The 20063-nt window shown below is 40.6% G+C and carries 22 protein-coding genes and 1 tRNA gene; 14 read left to right on the plus strand and 9 right to left on the minus strand.

All coding sequences use genetic code 11. The features are described from left to right. Window positions 1–108 precede the first annotated feature (108 nt). Window positions 109–657, minus strand: coding sequence for an HAD family hydrolase (locus HYW21_02575; GenBank protein ID MBI2548212.1), 549 nt, complete (start codon window positions 655–657; stop codon window positions 109–111). Between the two features lie 189 nt (window positions 658–846). Further along, window positions 847–957, minus strand: a tRNA-Pro gene (locus tag HYW21_02580). Window positions 958–1056: 99 nt separating this feature from the next. Between HYW21_02580 and HYW21_02585 the strand changes: the two genes are divergently transcribed. Together HYW21_02585 and HYW21_02590 are read left to right on the plus strand one after the other, a co-directional pair. Then, on the plus strand, window positions 1057–2355 hold the full coding sequence (locus HYW21_02585) for an Ig-like domain-containing protein (protein MBI2548213.1): 1299 nt from the start codon (window positions 1057–1059) through the stop codon (window positions 2353–2355). After that, window positions 2352–3875 carry a hypothetical protein gene (locus HYW21_02590; protein MBI2548214.1) on the plus strand — a complete coding sequence of 508 codons (1524 nt, stop codon included), beginning with the start codon at window positions 2352–2354 and terminating at the stop codon, window positions 3873–3875. Before HYW21_02585 ends, HYW21_02590 begins: the two co-directional genes overlap by 4 nt. 96 nt (window positions 3876–3971) lie before the next feature. On the opposite strand, the gene HYW21_02595 is transcribed toward HYW21_02590, so the two are convergent. The 4 genes from HYW21_02595 to HYW21_02610 all read right to left on the minus strand — a co-directional run bounded on the left by HYW21_02595 (window position 3972) and on the right by HYW21_02610 (window position 9099). Beyond that, window positions 3972–5186 (minus strand): cysteine desulfurase, encoded by a 1215-nt coding sequence (locus HYW21_02595; protein ID MBI2548215.1) that lies wholly within the window; start codon window positions 5184–5186, stop codon window positions 3972–3974. Window positions 5187–5194: 8 nt separating this feature from the next. Further along, a complete protein-coding gene (locus HYW21_02600) occupies window positions 5195–6118 on the minus strand; it encodes a DsbA family protein (GenBank protein MBI2548216.1) in 924 nt (307 codons plus the stop codon). Between the two features lie 112 nt (window positions 6119–6230). Beyond that, entirely contained in the window at window positions 6231–6923 is a 693-nt protein-coding gene (locus tag HYW21_02605) for a thioredoxin domain-containing protein (GenBank protein MBI2548217.1), read from the minus strand. 403 nt (window positions 6924–7326) lie between these two features. Next, window positions 7327–9099 carry a DUF835 domain-containing protein gene (locus HYW21_02610; GenBank protein ID MBI2548218.1) on the minus strand — a complete coding sequence of 591 codons (1773 nt, stop codon included), beginning with the start codon at window positions 9097–9099 and terminating at the stop codon, window positions 7327–7329. Between the two features lie 295 nt (window positions 9100–9394). On the opposite strand from HYW21_02610, the gene HYW21_02615 reads away from it, so the two are divergent. The 9 genes from HYW21_02615 to HYW21_02655 all read left to right on the plus strand — a co-directional run bounded on the left by HYW21_02615 (window position 9395) and on the right by HYW21_02655 (window position 15272). Continuing rightward, a complete protein-coding gene (locus HYW21_02615; GenBank protein ID MBI2548219.1) occupies window positions 9395–10135 on the plus strand; it encodes a hypothetical protein in 741 nt (246 codons plus the stop codon). Between the two features lies 1 nt (window position 10136). Next, on the plus strand, window positions 10137–10295 hold the full coding sequence (locus HYW21_02620) for a hypothetical protein (GenBank protein MBI2548220.1): 159 nt from the start codon (window positions 10137–10139) through the stop codon (window positions 10293–10295). A 75-nt stretch (window positions 10296–10370) separates the two neighbouring features. Further along, the gene (locus HYW21_02625) at window positions 10371–10799 is read left to right on the plus strand and encodes a hypothetical protein (GenBank protein ID MBI2548221.1); all 429 of its coding nucleotides are present in this window, start codon (window positions 10371–10373) and stop codon (window positions 10797–10799) included. A gap of 79 nt (window positions 10800–10878) precedes the next feature. Beyond that, complete coding sequence (locus HYW21_02630) at window positions 10879–11100, plus strand: hypothetical protein (protein ID MBI2548222.1); 222 nt, start codon at window positions 10879–10881, stop codon at window positions 11098–11100. Between the two features lie 234 nt (window positions 11101–11334). Beyond that, on the plus strand, window positions 11335–12561 hold the full coding sequence (locus tag HYW21_02635; GenBank protein MBI2548223.1) for a hypothetical protein: 1227 nt from the start codon (window positions 11335–11337) through the stop codon (window positions 12559–12561). A gap of 84 nt (window positions 12562–12645) precedes the next feature. After that, window positions 12646–12975, plus strand: a complete 330-nt coding sequence (locus HYW21_02640; GenBank protein ID MBI2548224.1) for a hypothetical protein — start codon at window positions 12646–12648, stop codon at window positions 12973–12975. 13 nt (window positions 12976–12988) lie between these two features. Beyond that, window positions 12989–13525, plus strand: a complete 537-nt coding sequence (locus HYW21_02645; protein MBI2548225.1) for a cupredoxin domain-containing protein — start codon at window positions 12989–12991, stop codon at window positions 13523–13525. A 46-nt stretch (window positions 13526–13571) separates the two neighbouring features. Continuing rightward, window positions 13572–14573 (plus strand): cytochrome c biogenesis protein CcdA, encoded by a 1002-nt coding sequence (locus HYW21_02650; GenBank protein MBI2548226.1) that lies wholly within the window; start codon window positions 13572–13574, stop codon window positions 14571–14573. Between the two features lie 342 nt (window positions 14574–14915). After that, window positions 14916–15272 carry a hypothetical protein gene (locus tag HYW21_02655; GenBank protein ID MBI2548227.1) on the plus strand — a complete coding sequence of 119 codons (357 nt, stop codon included), beginning with the start codon at window positions 14916–14918 and terminating at the stop codon, window positions 15270–15272. A 40-nt stretch (window positions 15273–15312) separates the two neighbouring features. Here HYW21_02655 and HYW21_02660 read toward each other — a convergent pair whose 3' ends face one another. Together HYW21_02660 and HYW21_02665 are read right to left on the minus strand one after the other, a co-directional pair. Next, entirely contained in the window at window positions 15313–16044 is a 732-nt protein-coding gene (locus tag HYW21_02660; GenBank protein ID MBI2548228.1) for a sulfite exporter TauE/SafE family protein, read from the minus strand. 56 nt (window positions 16045–16100) lie between these two features. Beyond that, complete coding sequence (locus HYW21_02665; protein ID MBI2548229.1) at window positions 16101–16733, minus strand: iron-sulfur cluster assembly accessory protein; 633 nt, start codon at window positions 16731–16733, stop codon at window positions 16101–16103. Between the two features lie 130 nt (window positions 16734–16863). Between HYW21_02665 and HYW21_02670 the strand changes: the two genes are divergently transcribed. From HYW21_02670 to HYW21_02680, 3 genes are all read left to right on the plus strand, one after another. Then, a complete protein-coding gene (locus HYW21_02670; GenBank protein MBI2548230.1) occupies window positions 16864–17658 on the plus strand; it encodes an A/G-specific adenine glycosylase in 795 nt (264 codons plus the stop codon). A 108-nt stretch (window positions 17659–17766) separates the two neighbouring features. Beyond that, window positions 17767–18555 carry a hypothetical protein gene (locus HYW21_02675; protein MBI2548231.1) on the plus strand — a complete coding sequence of 263 codons (789 nt, stop codon included), beginning with the start codon at window positions 17767–17769 and terminating at the stop codon, window positions 18553–18555. Window positions 18556–18686: 131 nt separating this feature from the next. Beyond that, window positions 18687–19466: an SDR family oxidoreductase gene (locus HYW21_02680; protein MBI2548232.1), complete on the plus strand. Its 780-nt coding sequence runs from the start codon at window positions 18687–18689 to the stop codon at window positions 19464–19466. On the opposite strand, the gene HYW21_02685 is transcribed toward HYW21_02680, so the two are convergent. Next, window positions 19437–19880 (minus strand): hypothetical protein, encoded by a 444-nt coding sequence (locus HYW21_02685; GenBank protein ID MBI2548233.1) that lies wholly within the window; start codon window positions 19878–19880, stop codon window positions 19437–19439. The two genes, HYW21_02680 and HYW21_02685, sit on opposite strands and share 30 nt — an antisense overlap. Between the last annotated feature and the right edge of the window lie 183 nt (window positions 19881–20063).

Genomic DNA, 20063 nt, shown 5'->3' on the forward strand with positions numbered 1-20063 from the left:
AATCATTACAGTGAAGTAAGAGATATACAAACTATAGGAAAATACATTAATTTTCGTAATAATTTGTATGTCTTTTCCTAATAAGCAAAGGACATAAAGTTACGGTTATTAGTGCCCTTTGCTATAATGACTAAGAATGTATTTTACAGCATCTAATAAATCTTTAGCAATGAAATCGGGCTTTATTGTTTCAGGAGATAAGTGTTTTCCTGTTAATACGAATATTGTTTTACTTCCAACACATTTTCCAACTTGAATATCAGATTGTCTATCTCCGATGACATAGGACCCTTTAAGATTTAATCTATATTTTTGTTTTGCTGCTTCAAACATTCCGGATTTTGGTTTTCTGCAATTACAATTGTCTTGATGTCCATGGGGACAACAGAAAGTATCTTCTATAGATATCCCTTCAGTTTCTAATTGTCGAAGAATGTAATTATTGATTTCGTGAAACTGTTTAATGGTAAGTCTCCCTTTACTTATTCCTATTTGATTTGTGATAATAAATAACCTGAATTTATTATCTACAAGCAATTTCAATGCAGGGATAGTATTTGGCAATAATCGAACTTTTTGTACTGAATCTACAATTTCATCCTCTGGCTCCTCATTAACCGTTCCATCTCTATCTAAAAAAACGATTCGTCTTGTCATGATTGAACAACAGGGTCTTGGATTTAATTAATGTATTGATTTTTTTGCAAGTTCCGATTAAGAAGAATGATTAAATTGCTGAGTGTGTCCTAAAACTTCTTTCTTGTTCAACCTTGAATTCTCACAGACGAAATGTTTTTGAGTTACTATTTTAAGGGGTGGGTGGATATAGAACATGGGAAAGAAAACTGGGGCTGCTGGGACTTTCGTTGAATGATCTCTTTCATTTCGAACCCAGATTGCAGCGTTTTCCGTTGATAACCCGAACGCTGAGTGTTAGCCAGGTTGCACTACAGCCCCGTCGTCTTGAGAAATAAAGGTTGACTATTTAAATCTACTTTGTTGCTTGCCCTCAAAAAGTCAATATCTTTAAATAGAAGCTTCTCTCTTTCCTGAGTAATGCATCACGACAAAAAAGGCCAAGTTACTCTCTTTATTATTCTTGGCTTTCTTCTTCTGAGTTCACTTGCTTTTTTCCTGATCATTCGTGGTCTTAATTCTGAAAAGCAAAAAGAAGTTCTTCCGGTACAGGCAGAATTATCTACAGCAACCGATGCTGTCAATCAATATGTCCTTAGTTGTCTAAAGACCATCGGGGAGGAAGGATTAACACGTTTAGGAATCCAAGGGGGGTATCTTTCCCTTAATCTTAATTATCTCTCCACACCAACGTATAATACGACATACCTCTACTATAATGGTGAAGTGAGAATGCCAGAACTTTCGGTGATAGAGGCAGAGCTCGCGCAATATATTGATAGTAACCTTGAGATTTGTACGAATTTTAGTATTCTTCCCGAGGTTCAGGTTACTGCTGCTAACCAGAGCAAGACGCGCGTGACGATCAGTACAAAAGAAGTATCTTTGGTAACCCAATGGGATCTCTCGGTAACAAAGGGGCAGAATGTCCAAGACCGTGATCGTTTTACTCTTGCGCTTCCTGTAGAATTTTATGACATCTTCACAACCGTTTCTGCCATACTAAACGCAACTGCACAGCATCCATCATTGATTGATAATTATCTCTTGCTCCAACAGAATGTGTCATTTATAGACTATCTGTTGTATGACAATGATACGGTGATTTATCTTCTTAGGGAAGATAATGCTCGAATCAAAGGAAAGCCATACTATTTTCTTTTTGCAGCAAAAACATTGCCGATGGGTGTTCCAGTATCTCCAAGAATTCAGCCAGTCCCTCTTCTTGAGGGGACGGTTGGTGAAACTTTCCATTATGAAGTTCTTGCGAATGATCCTGAAGGGGGCGACCTCTTTTATGGTCTCCAAAGCCCCCTGTTTTCGATAGATAACAAGACGGGAATTATTCACTTCATTCCAACCACCTTCCATAAAGGCGATCACGTTGCACTCTTAACCGTTACCACTTCACGTAATGTAACAAACTCGATGTTCTTACGGTTTCATATTGAAGGAACAAATCGTCCTCCTGTTGTCATTGTACGCAATCAAACCGTGGTTTACTTTCAGTCGCTGCATTATACCCCGTATACCTACGATGAAGAAAGCACTCAACTCACCTTTTATGTTGTGGATGCGCCTGAAGGAGTAACTATGGCAGAAGCAACAGGGGAGATTACGTGGACCCCACACGCATTAGGAAATTACACCATTACTTTTGGCGTTAATGATTCATTAGCCCAGACCGAGGCAATGTTTGTGGTTAAGGTGATACCATGAAAAATCCTCTTTATGGTCTCATTTTTGTCATAGTTCTTGTTACTCTGTACACGATTGCTGACACTTATGGAGCAGAGTACGAGGTTAATGAAGATAATGAAATCATCTCAGGAACAATCCCTGAAGATTATGAAGGGGCTATTAATGGCTACGTCTCATTACCCGATGGAACCATTTTTGAGGGAAAAGCACAATTTAAGGAGGGAGAAGTTTTTGTAGAGTCAGGAAATATAAATGGGCTGACCATTGAGCATGGAATCTTTTCACGCTCAGGTTCAATTTCTATTGAAGGAATAGGGAAGGTCAATGGAATAGAAGTCTCCAATGTTATCAATGTCCGTCGGGAAGTGAACGGATTTTCAGGCTATGCAACTGAAGAGGTGCCGACAATTGTTCATGATGTACGCATCCAGCCTGCGGGGACATATTTTCAGTATCCCTCTCGTAGTGGTCAGGGAGTAACAATTACCGCTAGCGCGGTTGAAGCCGGTAGTGGTGTAGGAATACCTACACGAGTAACACTTGGGAACTTTCCTGGATATTACCTTGAGATAGAATCGGGAAAGCAGATAGACCTTGAGTCAGATGGGAGTTACACTACCGAGATGTATGGCATTACTAATGTTTTCATTCCACCATGGAATGGAGGCTCTTTCTTACTTAATCCGCATGGAACGCTTACTGAAGGCCATCACGACTCTCACCAACACACCATTCGAACTGCTGAGGGAGAAATAGTAACAACAGATAGTTCTGGAAGGGATTATCACTTCAAGGCGAGAGAAGGATTTGCCAACGAACTTTCAATTAGCGAACAGTTCATACGGGCAGAAGGTGGCTGGAAGTTTGATGTGAATGCAGAAGATTATACCCTAGAAGGTACAACGGGGCTTTACTATGATGACAAGGCCTATCCTGGAAGCGTGATGCTTGAGGCGAAAGAAACCTTAGCATTGTCTGGAGAAAATCTTCTGACGAGGATTAGGGCGAGTAATGATTTTAGTATGGTTAGCACAGATGTTGTCGTTAATGGTATTGATGGAGGGGTTTTTCATTATGTCTCGCCATTTTCACTAGAATTAAATACTCTGATGGAAAATTCTTTTCCAGGGAGCAGCGAAGAGCATCATGCAAGACTTCTTAACCAAATGGAAGATCATCACCCTCAGCAGATTGCAGAAGAATCCTTGAGCTCTCATCACCACGATGGAGAGGAATCTGCAACACACCTCTTAGGTACTAGTGGTCATGAAACCCATAGTTCAACAACCGACATCCACAGCGGTACAAGTACCGGGGAAATTCATGGTCATGGCGGTCATGAAACGGAGAGTAATTACAAACTCAGTATTACGTATCAACCAGTCGAAACGGTCTTGGGGTACAATATACTTGTGACCGCATTTTATGAAGGAGAGTCTGTTGAGGATCATGCAGCGCATGTGGACTATTTGAATCCACACGGTCTTGGTGAACCAGGAGAGGAAGAGCATCATGACCACGATGAACACGGCGGATAGGCCACGTCGACGAACCCAGGCACTTACGGACAAAATAATGTGCTGAAATTTGCGTCCTAGGTATTGGCACTTATCTCAGTCTGCAATAGCATACACTCACAATCGTGCGATCTTCTTTACCTGATCGACAAATACAGCAACTTCTTCAGGAGTATTGTAGAAGTAGACTGAGGCACGGACGCTTCCCTTCATCTGGTGTTTGTTGAACCAACTATGAACGCAATGGGCTCCGCTTCGTGTCATGATGTGCTTTGAAACATCAAGCATCTGTGCAACATGGTGGGGGTCTACACCAGCTATATTAAAGGAAAAGATGCCTCCTCGTTGAGCAGCCTCTTGAGGGCCAATAAGTTGTACTTTTTTGTGTTGGAGAAGCTCCTCACTCATTAATTTGTTGAGCATGAGTTCATGTTTGGCTATCTTTTCAAGGCCTATTTTTTTGAGGTAGGTACATGCTTCACCAAGGCCAAGGATACCTGCATAATCCTGAAGTCCAGCTTCAAATCGCATGGGAACTTCTTCTTTTTGGTAATCAGTATAGGTTGCATCGATAACCGTTTCACCACCCACCAAAAACTGATCGAGTTGTTCTAGTGCAGCTTTCTTTCCATAGAGCGCACCAGTTCCTGTTGGTCCACACATCTTATGACCGGAAAAAGAGAGAAAATCAACCTTTAACGTTTGCACATCTACGGGTTGACTGGGAACGCTCTGGGCGCCATCGACAAGGACAAGTGCATCATGCTCATGAGCAATCTTTGCAATTTCTTTAATGGGATTGGTAACACCATCTAAGTTTGAAGTATGGACAATAGACACCAATTTTGTTGTTTGGGTAAATGCTTCTGCAAAGCGTTCGAGATTAAAGGTGTTATCAGGATTACTCGTAACAGCTACTACGGTAATACCTTTTTTTGCCTGTTTCAGCCAGGGAATAAGATTAGAATTATGTTCTTTGTCGCTGATGATAACACGGTCGTTTTTCGTAAGTCCACAACAGTTTGCAACAAGATTAATCCCCTCGGTGGTGTTTCGGGTAAAAATAATTTCTTCATCATGTTTGGCATTGATAAACTTTTTTACGTTGCGCCGTGCTCCCGTAACTTCGTCCTCAACCTTAGTGGCAAATGCGTGAGAGCTTCTTCCTGCACATGCAGTGTGTTCAGTATAATAACTGGTGAGCTTGTCAATGACCTGTTGAGGTTTTAGAGACATGCAGGCATTATCAAAATAAATAACTGGCTTCCCGAGAATAGGAAAATCCTGCCGTAATTTCTCAACATTATAGCCAGTAGAGGAAAAGAGCGTCATGTTTTTTTCTAGTTCTTTTTCTTTAATTCTTCATCAATAACCTTAGTAAATGTTTTGAATGGTTTTGGACCAACGATCTTCTCATGGTTAATGAAGAATGTCGGTGTTCCAGGAACAGCGGCATTCCACCCAGCAAGTGCATCTGCATTGACTTCGTTTTTGTACTTTTCAGATGCCAAACAGTCGCTGAATTGCGTAAGGTTTAGCCCAACATTTCGTGCAATATCGAGCAAGGTAGTTGTGTTTAACCATTCCTGGTAGGTAAACAGCATGGTATGATAGATCTCATATGCTCCCTGCTCTTGGGCACAATTCGCTGCCAATGCAGATTGGTAACTCCAGTTATGGGTGGGAATATAAAATGTTTTAAACTGAAGATTTACTTTTCCATCATAGTGCTCTAAGACCTCTTTGACAATAGGTTCTGCTTTTTTGGTATAGGGACAGGCATAACAACCAAACTCAATGATTGTTAACTCCGCATGAGGATTACCGATGATAGGATCATCCGGCTCTAAGGTTGGATACACTATTTCTGTTGGCATTTCAATTTCAGCCTCTGCAATTTTACTATTACTTCCCGTGGGATCAAAGACACAGAACCCTGTTGATTCGGGCCCATTACAGTTGCCATACTGGACGTAGTTATAGATGCCCACGATACTCCCTGCCAAACTGGCGACAAAAAGAGTCAACATCAGCCAGGAGAGTAGTTTATAATGAGCATATATCCAGCGAGCAGTCTGAGGGGAAAATGAAATAACTCTCCCGGTAATCTCTGCCTTAATACGGTCGTCCAATCCACTTTTACATTTTCGTAGAGTGACGGTATTGAAGAGACATGCAACTGCATCCTTGGTTAATCTTCGATAGCGTACACTGAAGATACCCAGAATGGCAAATACCGGTAAAGCAACCAAACATAAGACCATTGTTCCTCCCGTACATAATTGTAGCGAAGATCCTATGTGAGGTTTATTAATGCCTCTATTTAAAGTTTAGTAAACCCTTGTTGGTATAAATCTCTTGTTGTCCGTGTTAGGCTTATTGGAGTTCCTGTTCGATGATTTGTTCAAAGGCTGCATAAGGCTGAGCTCCAACAATCTCTACGCCATTGATGAAAAAGGCAGGCGTTCCTGTAACACCGTAACGTGAACCCTGTTCGAAATCGTTTTGGACTTCTGCAGTCATTTTTCCTTCATCGAGACATTGGTTGAATTCTCCAGTGTTGAGTCCCAATTGCTTTGCATAGGCTTTCAAGCTGGTTGTGTCCAAGGCATTCTGGTTTTCAAAGAGAAGATTATGGTATTCCCAATATTTTTCTTGTTCTCCTGCACATTCAGCGGCCTCTGCAGCTTTCTGTGCGTGTTGGTGAAATCCTAGAGGAAAATCTCGATAGACAAATTGAACCTTTCCGGTATCAATATATTTTTCTTTGATTAAGGGCAAGGTTTCAGCATAGAATCGCCCACAGTAAGGGCACTGAAAATCACTGAATTCAATAATCGTGATCGGAGCTTTTGAAGATCCTTTTGCTGCGTCATCATCAGCACTTACTTCTCTCTTGGGAATATTTTCTCCAACAATTTTTCTATCTCCCTGCCCTTGCGGTTGCCCCATGAGCTCAACATTCAAGTTATTGAGCTTCTCTGATACATGGTACATCATATAACTGTTGGTAACAGTTGCAAAGAGCGTCACAACCATAACCACCAATAGAATGCGTGCGGCGTTCATCTCACTCCCCTCCAAACATTTTTACTATACTCAAAGACATAAATCATTAGACAATGTAGTCTTTTCGTAATACACGAGAAAAGCCTTATGGATTTTCTGTGCCCCAAAAATGTACGACATTTTTGAGGGAGCAAAAGCCAATCTTATTTTGTCTAAACATTTGTGTCTTTTGCTATATAATCAAAACCTCAACTATTTCCTCAACTATTTTTTCTTTTTGTTTAAAATGACCCATGGCCGGGTAACCACGGCGAGTATCCTTAATTACTGTAAAAGGGGCGATATGGCAGCAATGAATACTCGGTGGTGTGCCCAGCCGGTCAATGATTCTTGAGCTATCCAGATATAAAAATCATGAGAAATGTTAGTGCAAAAATAGGGAAAGTCTGTGAACCTATTAAATCTATGAATGTTGACCTTCAGTATAGCTCAAGATTTTTCTTCCCGCAGAGGTAATCTTGATAGATTTAAAACGGCCTTTTTGATCGACCAGAACAAGACCGATTTCAACAAGATGTCTCATCTTTGCTCGTGTTGTTGGTTTCGTAATATGGAAAGTCTCAGTAATGTCTCTATATGATACGAGTTTGTTCATGACGTTTCTTTCATTAATAAACCGGAGTATGTTCATTTCAATGTCTGTTAATTCTGTTCTTTTGCGGAGATGTTTCCCGTAGAGATCAACAGTTTCCATCTCGATTGCTTTTTTTTGTGAAGATGAGAGCAGCTCTGGCTGAAGCGTTATGATAATGATGTGCCCGGTTCCACTCACCGTATCATGGAGCGATTGAATCTCGCGTACTACGGTTTCAGGGCTATTGGTAAAGAAAAGGTAATCTATCCTGTCAATAAGCACAATGCCTTGTTTTGTTTTTGCCAAAAATTCTGCAATGAGTCGAGAAAGTGTTTGGATATTATGTTCACAGGGTATTCCGGTAACCTTCTCTTTTGTTAGCCAGATAAAGGGCGTTTTATGGAGGTTGTATTTTTTTCTTAATTGTCGCGGATCTTCACGTACAAGGGCAAGGCCAACAAAGCCACGATTGAGCGTACCAATAAACAGCTCATGCGCATGGTTTTCTTCATCATCGCTGATTAAATAGATTTTTCCAGACTCAAGGATAACATCTGCCTGGTTATAGGTCGCATCCTCTGCGTCAATCTGTACCCCTAATTTTTCAAGTGTAACCTGTGCTTTATCAAGTTGGCGTTGGACATTTTCTTTTGAACGATAAACGGCTATCGCTGCAAATAACACGATGAGGATAATGCCGGTTACCAAACCCAGGCTGATGAGGTATCCTCTTTTCAGCGTGTTTATCTCTGCATTCAAGCTATCTACCGGTGTTATCATGATTAGTCTCCATTTATCTTTGCCAACAATGAAGTCTGCATTGGTCACGATTACCTTATTGAGGCCTGGAAAGGAGACGATGGTGATGGATTGATTTCCTTTCAAAGTCATGCGTGATTGGATCTCTGTATAATCAAGAATGCCTCGGCTCTTGAGAAGCGTTTCCTCAGTTGTAGGATTTACCAAAAGAAAAAAACGGTTTTTTTCGCTTACTATATTTTCAAGATAAAGGCTAAAGAGATTTTGGACATCAAATATCGTAAAGAGTAACCCTTTAAATTCACCAATAAAATTAGGATAAGGTGTATATTCGGTCGTTGCAAAAAGCGGCGCTGCAACAATGATCTGATAGGCAGATCCAACGCTACTTGAGGTGATATAGGGAACATTGGTTGTTTTTGGGATGAGGAAAAAATCCTTATTTGCAATATTAACATCCACGTAACTAGAAAAGCGTGAGGAACTACAGGCGATAACATTGCCCGAAGGATCGGCTTTTAAAAGTACGGTTAATTTTCCTCCAAGCTGTTCATGAATTGGTCTTGTTTGCTGGCAATTTTCAAGGGTTAGCGAACTAATCTCAGGAAATTTTGTTAAGGTTACTAATTCATCCTGGACAGCAAAGATATGATTCTCCATTTGATTTGCTACAAATCGTGTTTCGGTAAGCTGTTGTTGCCCAACCTGGCTAATAATAAAGGTTTCAATGCGTGCAAAAGAGAGTAAGCTGAGAAGAATAACGATCCCTACGACTACTAATGCAAAAAGAACAATGACCAGTAGCTTATTGTTTCTCACAAAGGTGTTGATGTTCTCAAGCATGGTATTCCATTACGCAGTTGATGACCGAATTTTCTGGTTAACACTAGACTACGTAAAACAAAACGAACTGCTTTATAAGGTTTCCCTATTTTTTCCCTGTTTTTTCTTCTCTTTTATATAATTGTTCGGCCTTCTCAAAAGGATAAGGAACAGGAAGTTTCCTCTCGATAGCAGCCTCACTGATCCAGAAGATTTATATACGGGCAGTGATTTTACCTGTTTTAGTAATGGGTACATATCAGGGGACGTAATTTGTCAATAAACGCTTTGTTAACCTAACTATGGAGGTCCAACTATGGAAGAACAAACCGAGGTTAAGCATCATCATAAACCCTCAAAAGATAATCTCTTAAGCAAGCCAATTTTAGGTCTCATGGTCTTAGCTGTCGTACTTCTCTTAGTCAATCAGATCCAGGTCAGTGCTCTTTCAGGCATGATCAGTGGGACTAGTTCCCATAAACGATCGGGAAGTTCTGGCAGCAGCGATCTGGCAACTATTGATGTGAACGAATTAAAATCAACAGCACATACGGTTGCTGCAGTATTCCCTGTTCAAGAGTTTGCAAGTGCTGATGATGCTATGGCTGCTATGTTTCCTACCGGAACTCCAGAATATGGAGCAGAATTAGGAGTAAGTTATGACGATCCGGTTGCGGCCTTAGACGCCCTTTCAAAAATGTATACGCCGTTATCTGCCGAAGTAAAGGCAAACAATCCTGAAGGCTGGCAGCGCTTTTTAAGCCTTGCAACAAAGCCCGTGGGGATCTCCTGCGAATATTGCTGTGGTGTTGGTCCGATTGGCATTGATGAAAAAGGGAATTCACGATGCGGATGTCAACATAACCCGGCATTGTTAAGTGTAGCGCTTTACCTTTCAGCCTATACTGATTATTCGGACGGAGAAATATTACGTGAAGTTATGCAATGGAAAACAGTATTCTTTCCAAAGAACATGATTGAATTAGGTGCTTCTTTGGGAGGTGGAGGCGCTTCAACCGTTCTCGAAAATATACCAAGCATGGTAGGAGGATGTTAAAATGACCTTAAAAGAGGATGTACAGTTGTTGTATTGGCAGTATAAGCCCATGGTGGTTATGGCACTTCTTGTTATCCTTGTTGCCGTCCTTGTCGGATGTTCTTCAGGCGGAGGATCGACACCACCACCCCCTGGACCAGTAGGAGGAGGATGCGGTTAACCGCGTAATGGGATATTTATCCCGATATATATCCCCTCTTCAAAGAATCTAAAGAAAGAAGAATAAAGAGGCGACATGCAACACGTTCCTAAAAATGTCCTTGAGCGGCAGCAAGCACAGAGCCAGCAGGCAGCACAAGATCGTGAAGAACGACTCAGCAAGCTGAATCAGGAACAAACAAAACGAAAACAGAAGATCATGATCATTGTGGTTGTTGCTATCATTGCCCTTGTTGCAGCTGTTGTCTATAGTATGCTTTCACCAGGCAAGTACGATGAGTTTGCAAAGTGTTTGGCCGAGAAAGGAGCTATTATGTATGGTGAGGATTGGTGTCCTTATACTCGAGCACAAAAGGACATGTTTGGTAAATCATTCAAGTATGTCAATTATGAAGTAAAAACAGGACTCCGTGTTCGTCCAACATGGGTTATTAATGGCGAAGTATATGAAACTGTCCAGTCCTTTGACCGTTTAGCCGAACTAACCGGATGTAGGTACTCCTAATAAAAACAGAACAATTCAGCCAACGAAATTTCAAATAAATTTCAAAAATAATTTGAATTTACCGAAGGAGGATGAAATTATGAAACAAACAACCTTGGTTGCCATTATCTTAAGCGTCTTGATTGTGCTGTCGGTAGCCCAGGCATTTCAATTGTATACCTTGAAAGCAAAGGTATCTGAAGGGAGTTTGACCGTAGGTACAAAGACCGGTGTTACGCCCTCTGCCTCTGGAGCTAATGGTAATGTCCAAAAATTACCAAGTAATATCCAGAATCTGCCTCAAATGGTTGGTGGATGTTAGCTTTTATCGTTTAAAAACCTAGAAGTCGACTTATAATAGAAAACCTAAATTTTTAATATTATTTGTTAGGTTTTCTAGTATATAATAGAGGAAAAAACATATTAACAACTATTATCCTCTATTATAGTTAGGAAAATTTGTTTATTGTAATAGTTATAGACAAATAGAACTATTTTATGAAAAGAAGTGTACTCTAGAATCTTTCACTTAGGTGAGCAAAGCAGAGGGGGAAATATGGAAGACGAAAACAAAAGTCAAGAACAAGAAAAAGAACTTCATGAAACTGACCATCATACAGAAAAACACCATCACCATCATCAACATGAGCATACCGCAAAAGATAATTCGTTGTACACAAAAATGTACTGGGGACTGGGCATTGCTCTTATCGTGTTTGCTCTTATTAACCTCTTTCAGATAAACGCTTTTGGCGGTGCAATTGATCAACGCTTAACAGAACTTAAAGAAGAAATGCGAGCACCTGAAATAGAGGTTACCATTGTATCTGTTTCCTCTTGTCCTGAGTGTTATGATATTACGACGGTTACAGCATTACTTGAATCCGCTGGTGCCAATATCACCAAACAGCGAACGTTTGATTACAACACTACTGAAGGACAGGCTATTGTTGAAACCTATAGTCTTACAAAGCTACCTACCGCCATCATCTCTGGAGAACTGAATAAATCCTCTTCACTTCTGGCTACCTTGACAAATGTTGGAGAAGAAAAAAAAGGATCATACGTCTTTACGGCACTTCGGCCTCCCTATGTTGAAACAAACAATTATCAAGTTCGAGGAAAGATTTCTTTAGTCCATCTTCGTAAAACAAATTGTACTGAGTGTTACGATCTTTCTCCGATTATTCGGGAGTACAGCACCCTTGGATTGGTCTTTGCTGATCAAGAGGTTGTTGATGCTGATAGCGGAAGGGGTCAAACCTTGATTGATCGATATAATATCACGAAGTTGCCAACGGTTATTTTAGATAAAGAGGCAGGTGTGTATAGTGATTTTGTTTCTCTTTGGCCACAGGTAGGCTCGATAGAAGAGGATGGCTCACTCGTCATGAGGCTTATCGGCATACCTTACTACGGGGTTTCTGAGCAAAGAGTTAAAGGACAGGTTTCAGTTTTCTTTTTGCAGGATGAAACCTGTACTGAATGTTATAATCCAATAACATTTCATTTACCCGTACTTCAGCGTATGAACCTTGCTCTTTCAAAGCAAGAAATGATCAATGCTTCCAGCACTGAAGGACAGAAATTCATTACTGATTATAAGATCGAAAAACTACCAACCATTATCATGCAAGGCGATATGCAGGAGTATCCTACCCTTGTTAGGGCATGGCAAAGTGTTGGTTCAATAGAAGAAGATGGTAGTTATGTATTCCGCAGTGTTGAAATTGCACAGCAGCCCTACAAGGATGTTGTCAATAGTGCAGTGGTTAATTCCTAGGGGTCTAGGGATCTTCGCTGAGAATACTTACTTACCTTGCAGATGAAATCAAACAAGAAAGATATACGTCTAAAGCTTATGGGAATGGTCCTTGTGATCGGATCAGTTCTTATTATTGCAGGATGTACCTCAAAAAACTATGATTCATTTGCTGCGTGTCTTGCCGAGAAAAATGTTACCATGTATGGTGCATTCTGGTGTTCCCATTGCCAGGATCAAAAGGAACTTTTTGGAGACAGCTGGAATAAGGTTCCCTATATCGAGTGCTCTCTTCCTGATGGAAACGGGCAGACACCCTATTGTGAAGAAGCAGGTATCACGTCATACCCAACCTGGGAACTTCCTGATGGTAGAGTTAGTGGAACATTACCTTTAAAGCAATTGGGTCTTTTAAGTGGCTGTCCTCTAGAATGAGTGAGGTGGGACCATGAACATGAAACTGGGAATAGTTGTTTTGTTTTTAGGAACGATACTTTTAGTTCTTGCTGGGTGCGGCAGTAACGACGATATGCAAAAAGCAACACCAAAACCGGAAGGTAATTCTGAGCAACAGGTTGTTGAACTTCCTTCTCCAGAACAGAATCAACAACAGGAAGAGCAAGGACAGGATGATGAACAAGAAGTAGAACAAGAACCGGAAGAACAACCAGAGGAAACTCCCGACGATAATGAGAATATGTCTTCAGGGAATACCGTAGAAATCGATGTCAAAGCAAGAAGCTGGGAATTCGAGCCAAGGACTATTCGTGTCCGTCGAGGAGATACGATCATTCTTCATTTAGAAAGTGAGGATGTTGCTCATGGCTTTTGGTTGTCAGCCTTTGGTATTCAAGAGCGTTTAGAGCCTGGCCAGGTTGTTGATGCAAGTTTTGTTGCTGATAAGGAAGGAACCTTTTCCTATGTCTGTTCTGTCCCTTGTGGAAAGGGTCATGGTGACATGCGTGGAACCCTTATTGTAGAATGAGGCAGGATAAACCAGCAACTTGGATAATTACGAATAGGGAGAAGACATGAAAGAAATCAAACAGCGTATTTTTTTTCTTTGTTTACTTTTGACATTTCTTAGCTTGCTCTTCATTTCTGTTGTCTCTGCAGCATCTCCTCTTCCCATAGGACTTCAAAAAATACTCGAGTATAATCAAGAAAGCACAGAAGCCTTTGCTTTGAAGATATCCTTCTTTATCGCGTTTGTCGCGGGCATGCTTGGTATTTTATCACCGTGTATTTTGCCATTTATTCCTGCGTACTTCTCGTACACCTTTAAAGAAAAACAGAACATCACGAAGATGACCCTTGTGTTTTTTTTAGGGTTTTCCTTGGTGTTTACTACAATGGGTGTTATTGCAGGTTTTCTTGGCCAGCAGTCATTAGCAATCCTTCAAGAGCCTTGGTTGATGACCCTTGCAGGAATATTGTTGATTAGTTTAGGGATTATGACCCTCTTAGGAAAGGGATTTTCTTCATTCTTTACTCCTACCCGTAAACTGACTAATGACGTACCGGGGATCTTTTTGTTTGGTACATCCTATGCTTTAGGATGGTCAGCCTGTGTTGGTCCTATTCTTGTCAGCATTTTGGGAATTGGTGCAATCCTCCATGATCCGTGGTATTCAGGTACACTCTTATTTTTCTATTCATTGGGTAATCTTGTGCCGTTGTTTCTCATTTCGATCTTCTACGATCGCTTTAATCTTGCCAATAGCCGTTTCATCAAAGGAAAACTCTTTACCTTTTCTATCGACGAAAAGAAATATTACGTGCATTCTACGAACCTTATTGCAGGTATCTTTCTCTTAATCATTGGGATCGTTGTCATCATTTACCAGGGAACTTCAGTCGTTAATACGTGGGACATCTTTAATACACGCAGCTATTTCTATGCATGGCAGGATAAACTTATTGCATGGGAGTATGCACAGCCCTTTAGCGTGGCTGTCTTTATCTTGTTTGTAGCAGGAGTTAGCTATTTTTTATGGAAGCAATATAGAAATCCAAAGAAAACTTCAGAGTAATGCAACGACGTATTAAAAACCCACTGTTCAGTGACAAATTTAGGAAGTTTTAAATACGAGTTATACTTTCAGATCTCTATGAGAGAAATTTACCTGTATGGAAAATTGAACCTTTATTTTGATAGTTCTCTTTCTCTCACGACTACACGTACTACTTCTGCATTGATATAGTTTGCTCTTCTTAATCAAAAAGATGATTTTGAATGGAGAGTTGACTTTGGTCTGGTAAACCTATAGGTCATCTGTCTGTTTGTGATCATGATTAATGGTGCAAACTTCTATACCGATAATGAAACCTAATGAAGAGAGTCGATAGACTTTAAACTATTGGAGGAGATAAACATGAGCTACGCAAATCCACAATCAAGGCAAGAATTTGATTTTATTGCTGGACTAATGAGGGGAGCTCATTACGAGAGACGAGTTCCTGATGGAATTGTTGGTCGAATGAGGGAATTGTATGGCGAACCTCTCATTGCTGAAATCCCCTATGATTTGTCCGATAGAATTCGAGATGCATCACCAGAATTGGGAGCGTGGCATGGTGGTGGATGGAACAGTAGCGAAGGACAAAATGGTCATGTCATTGGCCCAGGACATTACTTTCGTGATGTCAGAAGAGTTGTTCTTGCAGAATTCTATCCTGGGAAACCTGGCTTCGATAGAGTTAAGCAATATTGGAGAAAACAAAGAGCCTAACATTTTTTATTTTCTTTCTTTTTTCTTTCATTGAAGAATCTCAGAGAAATAACAACATTCCATCATAGATCAATTTCAAACTGATGATAGCAATTACTCCGAGCACAACTTTTCTAAATACGTTTTGGGGGATTTTATCAACAATGAGTTTGCCAATATAAGAACCAGTAATGGCAATGAGGAACAGCAATGGGATGTACACATAAAAGGATGGGTCCAGAAATCCACTTCGGAAATAGATAGGAATTCTCGTAAGATCGACGGCAAGTGCAATAGCTGCGGCAGTTGCGATATAAACCTCTTTTTTTAAGCTAAAGGCAGTGAGGAATGCTCCCCGTAAAGCACCACCAGTACCGATTAGGCCTGCCAAGAACCCAGATAATGCTCCACCAAGAATTGCATTTCTCTTTGAAGGGTTGAAGATGAAGCCCGGTTTTATTAACGAGACAAGAGAAAATATCAATAGAAAGACACCCAAAACTAATTTTAACATCTCTTGTGGCGTATAGTTGACTAACAAAGCACCGAGTACGGTCAAGAGGACGCTAGGCACACCAAAAATCAGTATGAGTTTTTTATCTAGCCCATGCCTGAAAAAGGTTATTCTCCCAAGATTACCAAAGATATGGAAAAAAGCCACAAGAATAAGGGCAGTTTTGAAATCAACAAAAAATAAGGCAAGAGGTAGAAATATGGTTGAAGAGCCGAATCCAGCAAGAGTGCCAACAATCTCTGCGAGGAATGCAGAAAGGAAAAATAATAATCCTACCATGGGGCATGCTAATACGTGTTTCTATAAAAGCATTTTGTGGTATAGTTGAAAACAACCTAGGCAAATGAGTTGCCGCAACCACAGCTCTTGGTAATGTTTGGATTGTCGATCTTGAAACCTGATCCTTGAAGGGTTTCTAAATAGTCGATGCGTGACCCTCGAATAAGGCTGATGGTTTTCTTGTCGATAAGAATTTTTAATCCATCTCTTTCGATCAGCATATCCTCTGCTTGTTGCTGATCATCGATGCCAAAACTGTAACTCATGCCTGCACATCCGCCTTGAACAACCTCAATACGCAAAAAGTTGTCTGCTTTTCCTTCTTTTTCCATGAGTTCCTTTACCTTAGTGATGGCATTGGAACTAAGGTACACAGGATTATCAGGATCTTCAGCACTTGTAAATTGTGCCTCTGCTTCTGCTGCGCTTTCATTTGCTTCTTTTAAGAGCATGGCAAAGGTTTCGTCATCCATCCCATGACCCTTTGCACCTTGTTCGACGGTTTCCCAGTAAGAACCATGACAACCAATACAATGAAGACCGTATTTTAAGAACACTAAAGCTACCTGGGGATATTTCTGCACAACCTCTCCAATGGGCATATCCGGCAGAATATAATCTTTTTTATTTATTGCTTTTTCTTCGTTAACTATTGGACTACTACCTGGTCCTTGTTTTTTTATCGTCATCTTGCACCTCCCTAGTGGAATTGCAACCAATCCAAGTAATGGCGGTGGCTTAATAAATGTTATGCAACAGTTGTGCATATCTTCCACTAAGAACGAAATATTTATAGACTTCCTTGTTCTCTTACACGAGATGGTTAGTGAAGCAAAAATTCAGGCATTTCAGCAAAAAATCTTGTCATGGTACGAACAGTATCAGCGAGATTTGCCCTGGCGGCATACAATCGATGCTTATCCTATCCTTGTTTCTGAAATCATGTTACAGCAAACCCAGGTTGATCGTGTTATCCCCTACTATCAGCAGTGGATGCAACGGTTTCCGAACATCCATATGCTTGCAGAGGCACCGAAAGAAGAGATCTTGCGATTGTGGTCTGGACTTGGCTATAATTCACGTGTATTAAACCTTCATCAATGTGCACAGGCTATTGTTGCTCGTCATGATGGTAGGATTCCCGAGAAAGAGGAGGTTCTCTTAACGCTACCGGGGATTGGTCCGTACACGGCACGTGCAATTCTTGCATTTGCTTTCAATAAACGTGTTGCCGTCCTCGATACTAATATTCGTCGGGTACTTATTCATGAGTTTAAACTTTCACAGGAGATATCACTCGCTGCATTACAGGCATTAGCGTACCAATTAATCCCAGACAGAAAATCACGACTATGGCACAATGCATTGATGGATTATGGTGCCCTGGTTCTTACCACAAAAACAACCGGCATTAAACCCTTGAGCACACAATCTCCCTTTAAGGGGTCTGATCGGTGGGTAAGAGGAAGAATAGTAAAACGACTTCTCGAAAAGAAACAACTTTCCGTAAGAGACCTTCAACAAGAATTTGAGCATGAACAACTCGCCAGAGTTATCATGAAAATGAAACAACAAAAAATCATACAGCAAAGCGGAGATATGCTGCAGCTTTAGAGACGTAAGGTTTCTATTCAATAAGCGTTAATAGTAAATCTCTAATAAGAATATAGTCGAATAATTTACAAAACAAACATTAATAACTACCGAAGATACACTTCAAATATGACAATTACAATTACAGTTTCCTGCAAAGATGGCATTATTATGTTTGCAGATCGTAAAATTACTTCTCTCAGCCAAGGAACTAATTATTCGAGAGATAAACTCGTCCGTTTTGCTCGTGTAGCTTGTTCTTATCACGGTTTAGCTAATGGAGCTGATGGGTCTCCCATGTTCAAAGCCATTTCCCGGGCAGTCGATTCCAATGATGCAAATGTAGATATAATTGCAGAAAAGCTATTCTTTTTTCTTAATAATGAAGAGTTGCCTCGTAGATGTCTTGATGAATCGGGCATTTATGTTGCAGGGTTTGACGACCTTGGTCAACCCCAAGTATATCACCTATTTTTTCATAAAAACATTGGAAACGTAAAAAAAGAGTTGTATAATGTAGAACATCATGATAAAGGGGGTAATTATATCAAAAAACCAAAACGTCAAAATTATTTTGCTCTGTTTAATGGTGCAAATTCTGCGGTTGGTGTGATGCAATGGAATAATCCCCTTGAGTATGAAAAACTTACATTTGAAGAAGTTCTGAAGGAAATTAAAAAACAACTGGAGGTCACGTGTCGAACCGAGCCCTATTCGGGGGTATGTGGGGATGGGCTGAATTATGTCACGATACCAACGTTATCTAAACGTGTTAGCGATATAAACTCTCTGGAGCAGACTAAAGAGAGTATTCCGGCAGTAAAAGGGATACCAACAAACAAACAAGAGCACGACAAATACTTGGAGGAGATTCCTAATGGTATGCCACCATCTGGTTCCAAGATCAGTTTCGACTAGAAAACTCTTTAGATATTTCTAAGGTGTTCATCCTTTTAATTCACCATTGTTAAGCAAAGATTAATAAGTTTCAGTTCGATTTAACCTCTTAAAGCGGTTTGTTCTATTCGTTGTCAAAAGAGGTGGATATGATGTTTAATCTCAAAGGAAAGGTTGTGATTGTTACAGGTGCCAGAAGAGGCATTGGGAAGGGAATAGCTGAGCGGTTAGCAGAGGCAGGTGCTCAAGTAGTGGTGAGCGATCTTAGTTATGATGATTGTCAGGCTGTATGCCATGACATCGGCACTCGCTTTAAGATTCTTACCTTACCTGTTGCCTGTGATGTGAGTAATAGGGCTTCTGTCGAACAACTTACCCATCGTGCAGTTGAACATTTCCATAAAATAGACATTCTCGTTAACAACGCAGGTATCTTTTTCGCCAAGCCGTTTTTAGACTATACTGAAGAAGACTGGGATAAGATTATTGCCGTCAATCTCAAGAGTATTTTTCTCTGTTCGCAAGCAGCAGCAAGAGTTATGATACAACGACGTTATGGAAAAATTGTCAATATCGCATCTATTGCCGGTATTATAGGTTATCCTGGCGCAGCAGCTTATTGTGCAAGTAAAGGTGGTATTATTACCTTTACCAAAGAGATGGCTTTAGAACTAGCTCCCTATAAAGTCAATGTCAATGCCATCGCTCCCGGATTAATCGAAACACCGATGACTCAGTTTATTGTTGATGACAAGCCGCTTCTTGAACAGACCTTACAAGCTATACCCTGGAAACGACAAGGTCAGCCCTCTGATATTGCGCATGCAGTTCATTATCTTGTTTCTGATGAAGCCGATTATGTTACTGGGCAGACGCTCGTAGTGGATGGACAAGTCAGTAAGTTAGGGTGTAACATAGCTTTGAAGGATTGAAGCAAGACTTTCTACGTCGTGAGAGGTGAGATAACCATCTCTACTTTGTAGCTCAAATGTCGTCATACCCCTAGCGCTAAGATCTTGACGTGGTGTTCCCTTGGCATGTAAATACACGACCCTACCAAGACCAGTCTCGGAAAATGCACATTCCGCTAGTTCAAGAACGTCTCTTTCATCGAGCGATCCCCCTACAACGACCAAAGCACCGTAAGGCAGAGGATTCTCTGAAAGTGCATCTGCTGCTCCTCTATCACTAGCAAGGGAATTATATCGGTTCACTCCGACCAAACGAGCAGCAGTTCCATTTAATCCAGTTCGAAGAGTAGTGAGATTTGCAGAAAGTCGTTTACTTCCTTGGTGGTTTCGATCGTATACCAAAACACTCATTACCCCATTTACATCGTCAGTCATAAAAACACCCCCTTAACTTATGGGGCGAGCAAATGGAGGTTCTTTTATAAAGTTTATTCCTTAGTAGTATAAGACATAAGTAACGCATAGTTTATATATGGGCTGTGCTTTCTTGTTTGTATGATCAACCTACAAACAAGAGAACTTGTCCTTAAGTGGACAAAGCAGGGAAAAACACAAGAA

It is taken from the genome of Candidatus Woesearchaeota archaeon (assembly GCA_016187565.1).
Classification (GTDB): domain Archaea; phylum Nanobdellota; class Nanobdellia; order Woesearchaeales; family JACPJR01; genus JACPJR01.

Bases quoted from the DNA above. Each gene is read 5' to 3' on its own strand.
- HYW21_02575 (MBI2548212.1), bottom strand. From the start codon at position 657: ATGACAAGACGAATCGTTTTTTTAGATAGAGATGGAACGGTTAATGAG.
- HYW21_02585 (MBI2548213.1), top strand. From the start codon at position 1,057: ATGCATCACGACAAAAAAGGCCAAGTTACTCTCTTTATTATTCTTGGC.
- HYW21_02590 (MBI2548214.1), top strand. From the start codon at position 2,352: ATGAAAAATCCTCTTTATGGTCTCATTTTTGTCATAGTTCTTGTTACT.
- HYW21_02595 (MBI2548215.1), bottom strand. From the start codon at position 5,186: ATGACGCTCTTTTCCTCTACTGGCTATAATGTTGAGAAATTACGGCAG.
- HYW21_02600 (MBI2548216.1), bottom strand. From the start codon at position 6,118: ATGGTCTTATGTTTGGTTGCTTTACCGGTATTTGCCATTCTGGGTATC.
- HYW21_02605 (MBI2548217.1), bottom strand. From the start codon at position 6,923: ATGAACGCCGCACGCATTCTATTGGTGGTTATGGTTGTGACGCTCTTT.
- HYW21_02610 (MBI2548218.1), bottom strand. From the start codon at position 9,099: ATGCTTGAGAACATCAACACCTTTGTGAGAAACAATAAGCTACTGGTC.
- HYW21_02615 (MBI2548219.1), top strand. From the start codon at position 9,395: ATGGAAGAACAAACCGAGGTTAAGCATCATCATAAACCCTCAAAAGAT.
- HYW21_02620 (MBI2548220.1), top strand. From the start codon at position 10,137: ATGACCTTAAAAGAGGATGTACAGTTGTTGTATTGGCAGTATAAGCCC.
- HYW21_02625 (MBI2548221.1), top strand. From the start codon at position 10,371: ATGCAACACGTTCCTAAAAATGTCCTTGAGCGGCAGCAAGCACAGAGC.
- HYW21_02630 (MBI2548222.1), top strand. From the start codon at position 10,879: ATGAAACAAACAACCTTGGTTGCCATTATCTTAAGCGTCTTGATTGTG.
- HYW21_02635 (MBI2548223.1), top strand. From the start codon at position 11,335: ATGGAAGACGAAAACAAAAGTCAAGAACAAGAAAAAGAACTTCATGAA.
- HYW21_02640 (MBI2548224.1), top strand. From the start codon at position 12,646: ATGGTCCTTGTGATCGGATCAGTTCTTATTATTGCAGGATGTACCTCA.
- HYW21_02645 (MBI2548225.1), top strand. From the start codon at position 12,989: ATGAACATGAAACTGGGAATAGTTGTTTTGTTTTTAGGAACGATACTT.
- HYW21_02650 (MBI2548226.1), top strand. From the start codon at position 13,572: ATGAAAGAAATCAAACAGCGTATTTTTTTTCTTTGTTTACTTTTGACA.
- HYW21_02655 (MBI2548227.1), top strand. From the start codon at position 14,916: ATGAGCTACGCAAATCCACAATCAAGGCAAGAATTTGATTTTATTGCT.
- HYW21_02660 (MBI2548228.1), bottom strand. From the start codon at position 16,044: ATGGTAGGATTATTATTTTTCCTTTCTGCATTCCTCGCAGAGATTGTT.
- HYW21_02665 (MBI2548229.1), bottom strand. From the start codon at position 16,733: ATGACGATAAAAAAACAAGGACCAGGTAGTAGTCCAATAGTTAACGAA.
- HYW21_02670 (MBI2548230.1), top strand. From the start codon at position 16,864: ATGGTTAGTGAAGCAAAAATTCAGGCATTTCAGCAAAAAATCTTGTCA.
- HYW21_02675 (MBI2548231.1), top strand. From the start codon at position 17,767: ATGACAATTACAATTACAGTTTCCTGCAAAGATGGCATTATTATGTTT.
- HYW21_02680 (MBI2548232.1), top strand. From the start codon at position 18,687: ATGTTTAATCTCAAAGGAAAGGTTGTGATTGTTACAGGTGCCAGAAGA.
- HYW21_02685 (MBI2548233.1), bottom strand. From the start codon at position 19,880: ATGACTGACGATGTAAATGGGGTAATGAGTGTTTTGGTATACGATCGA.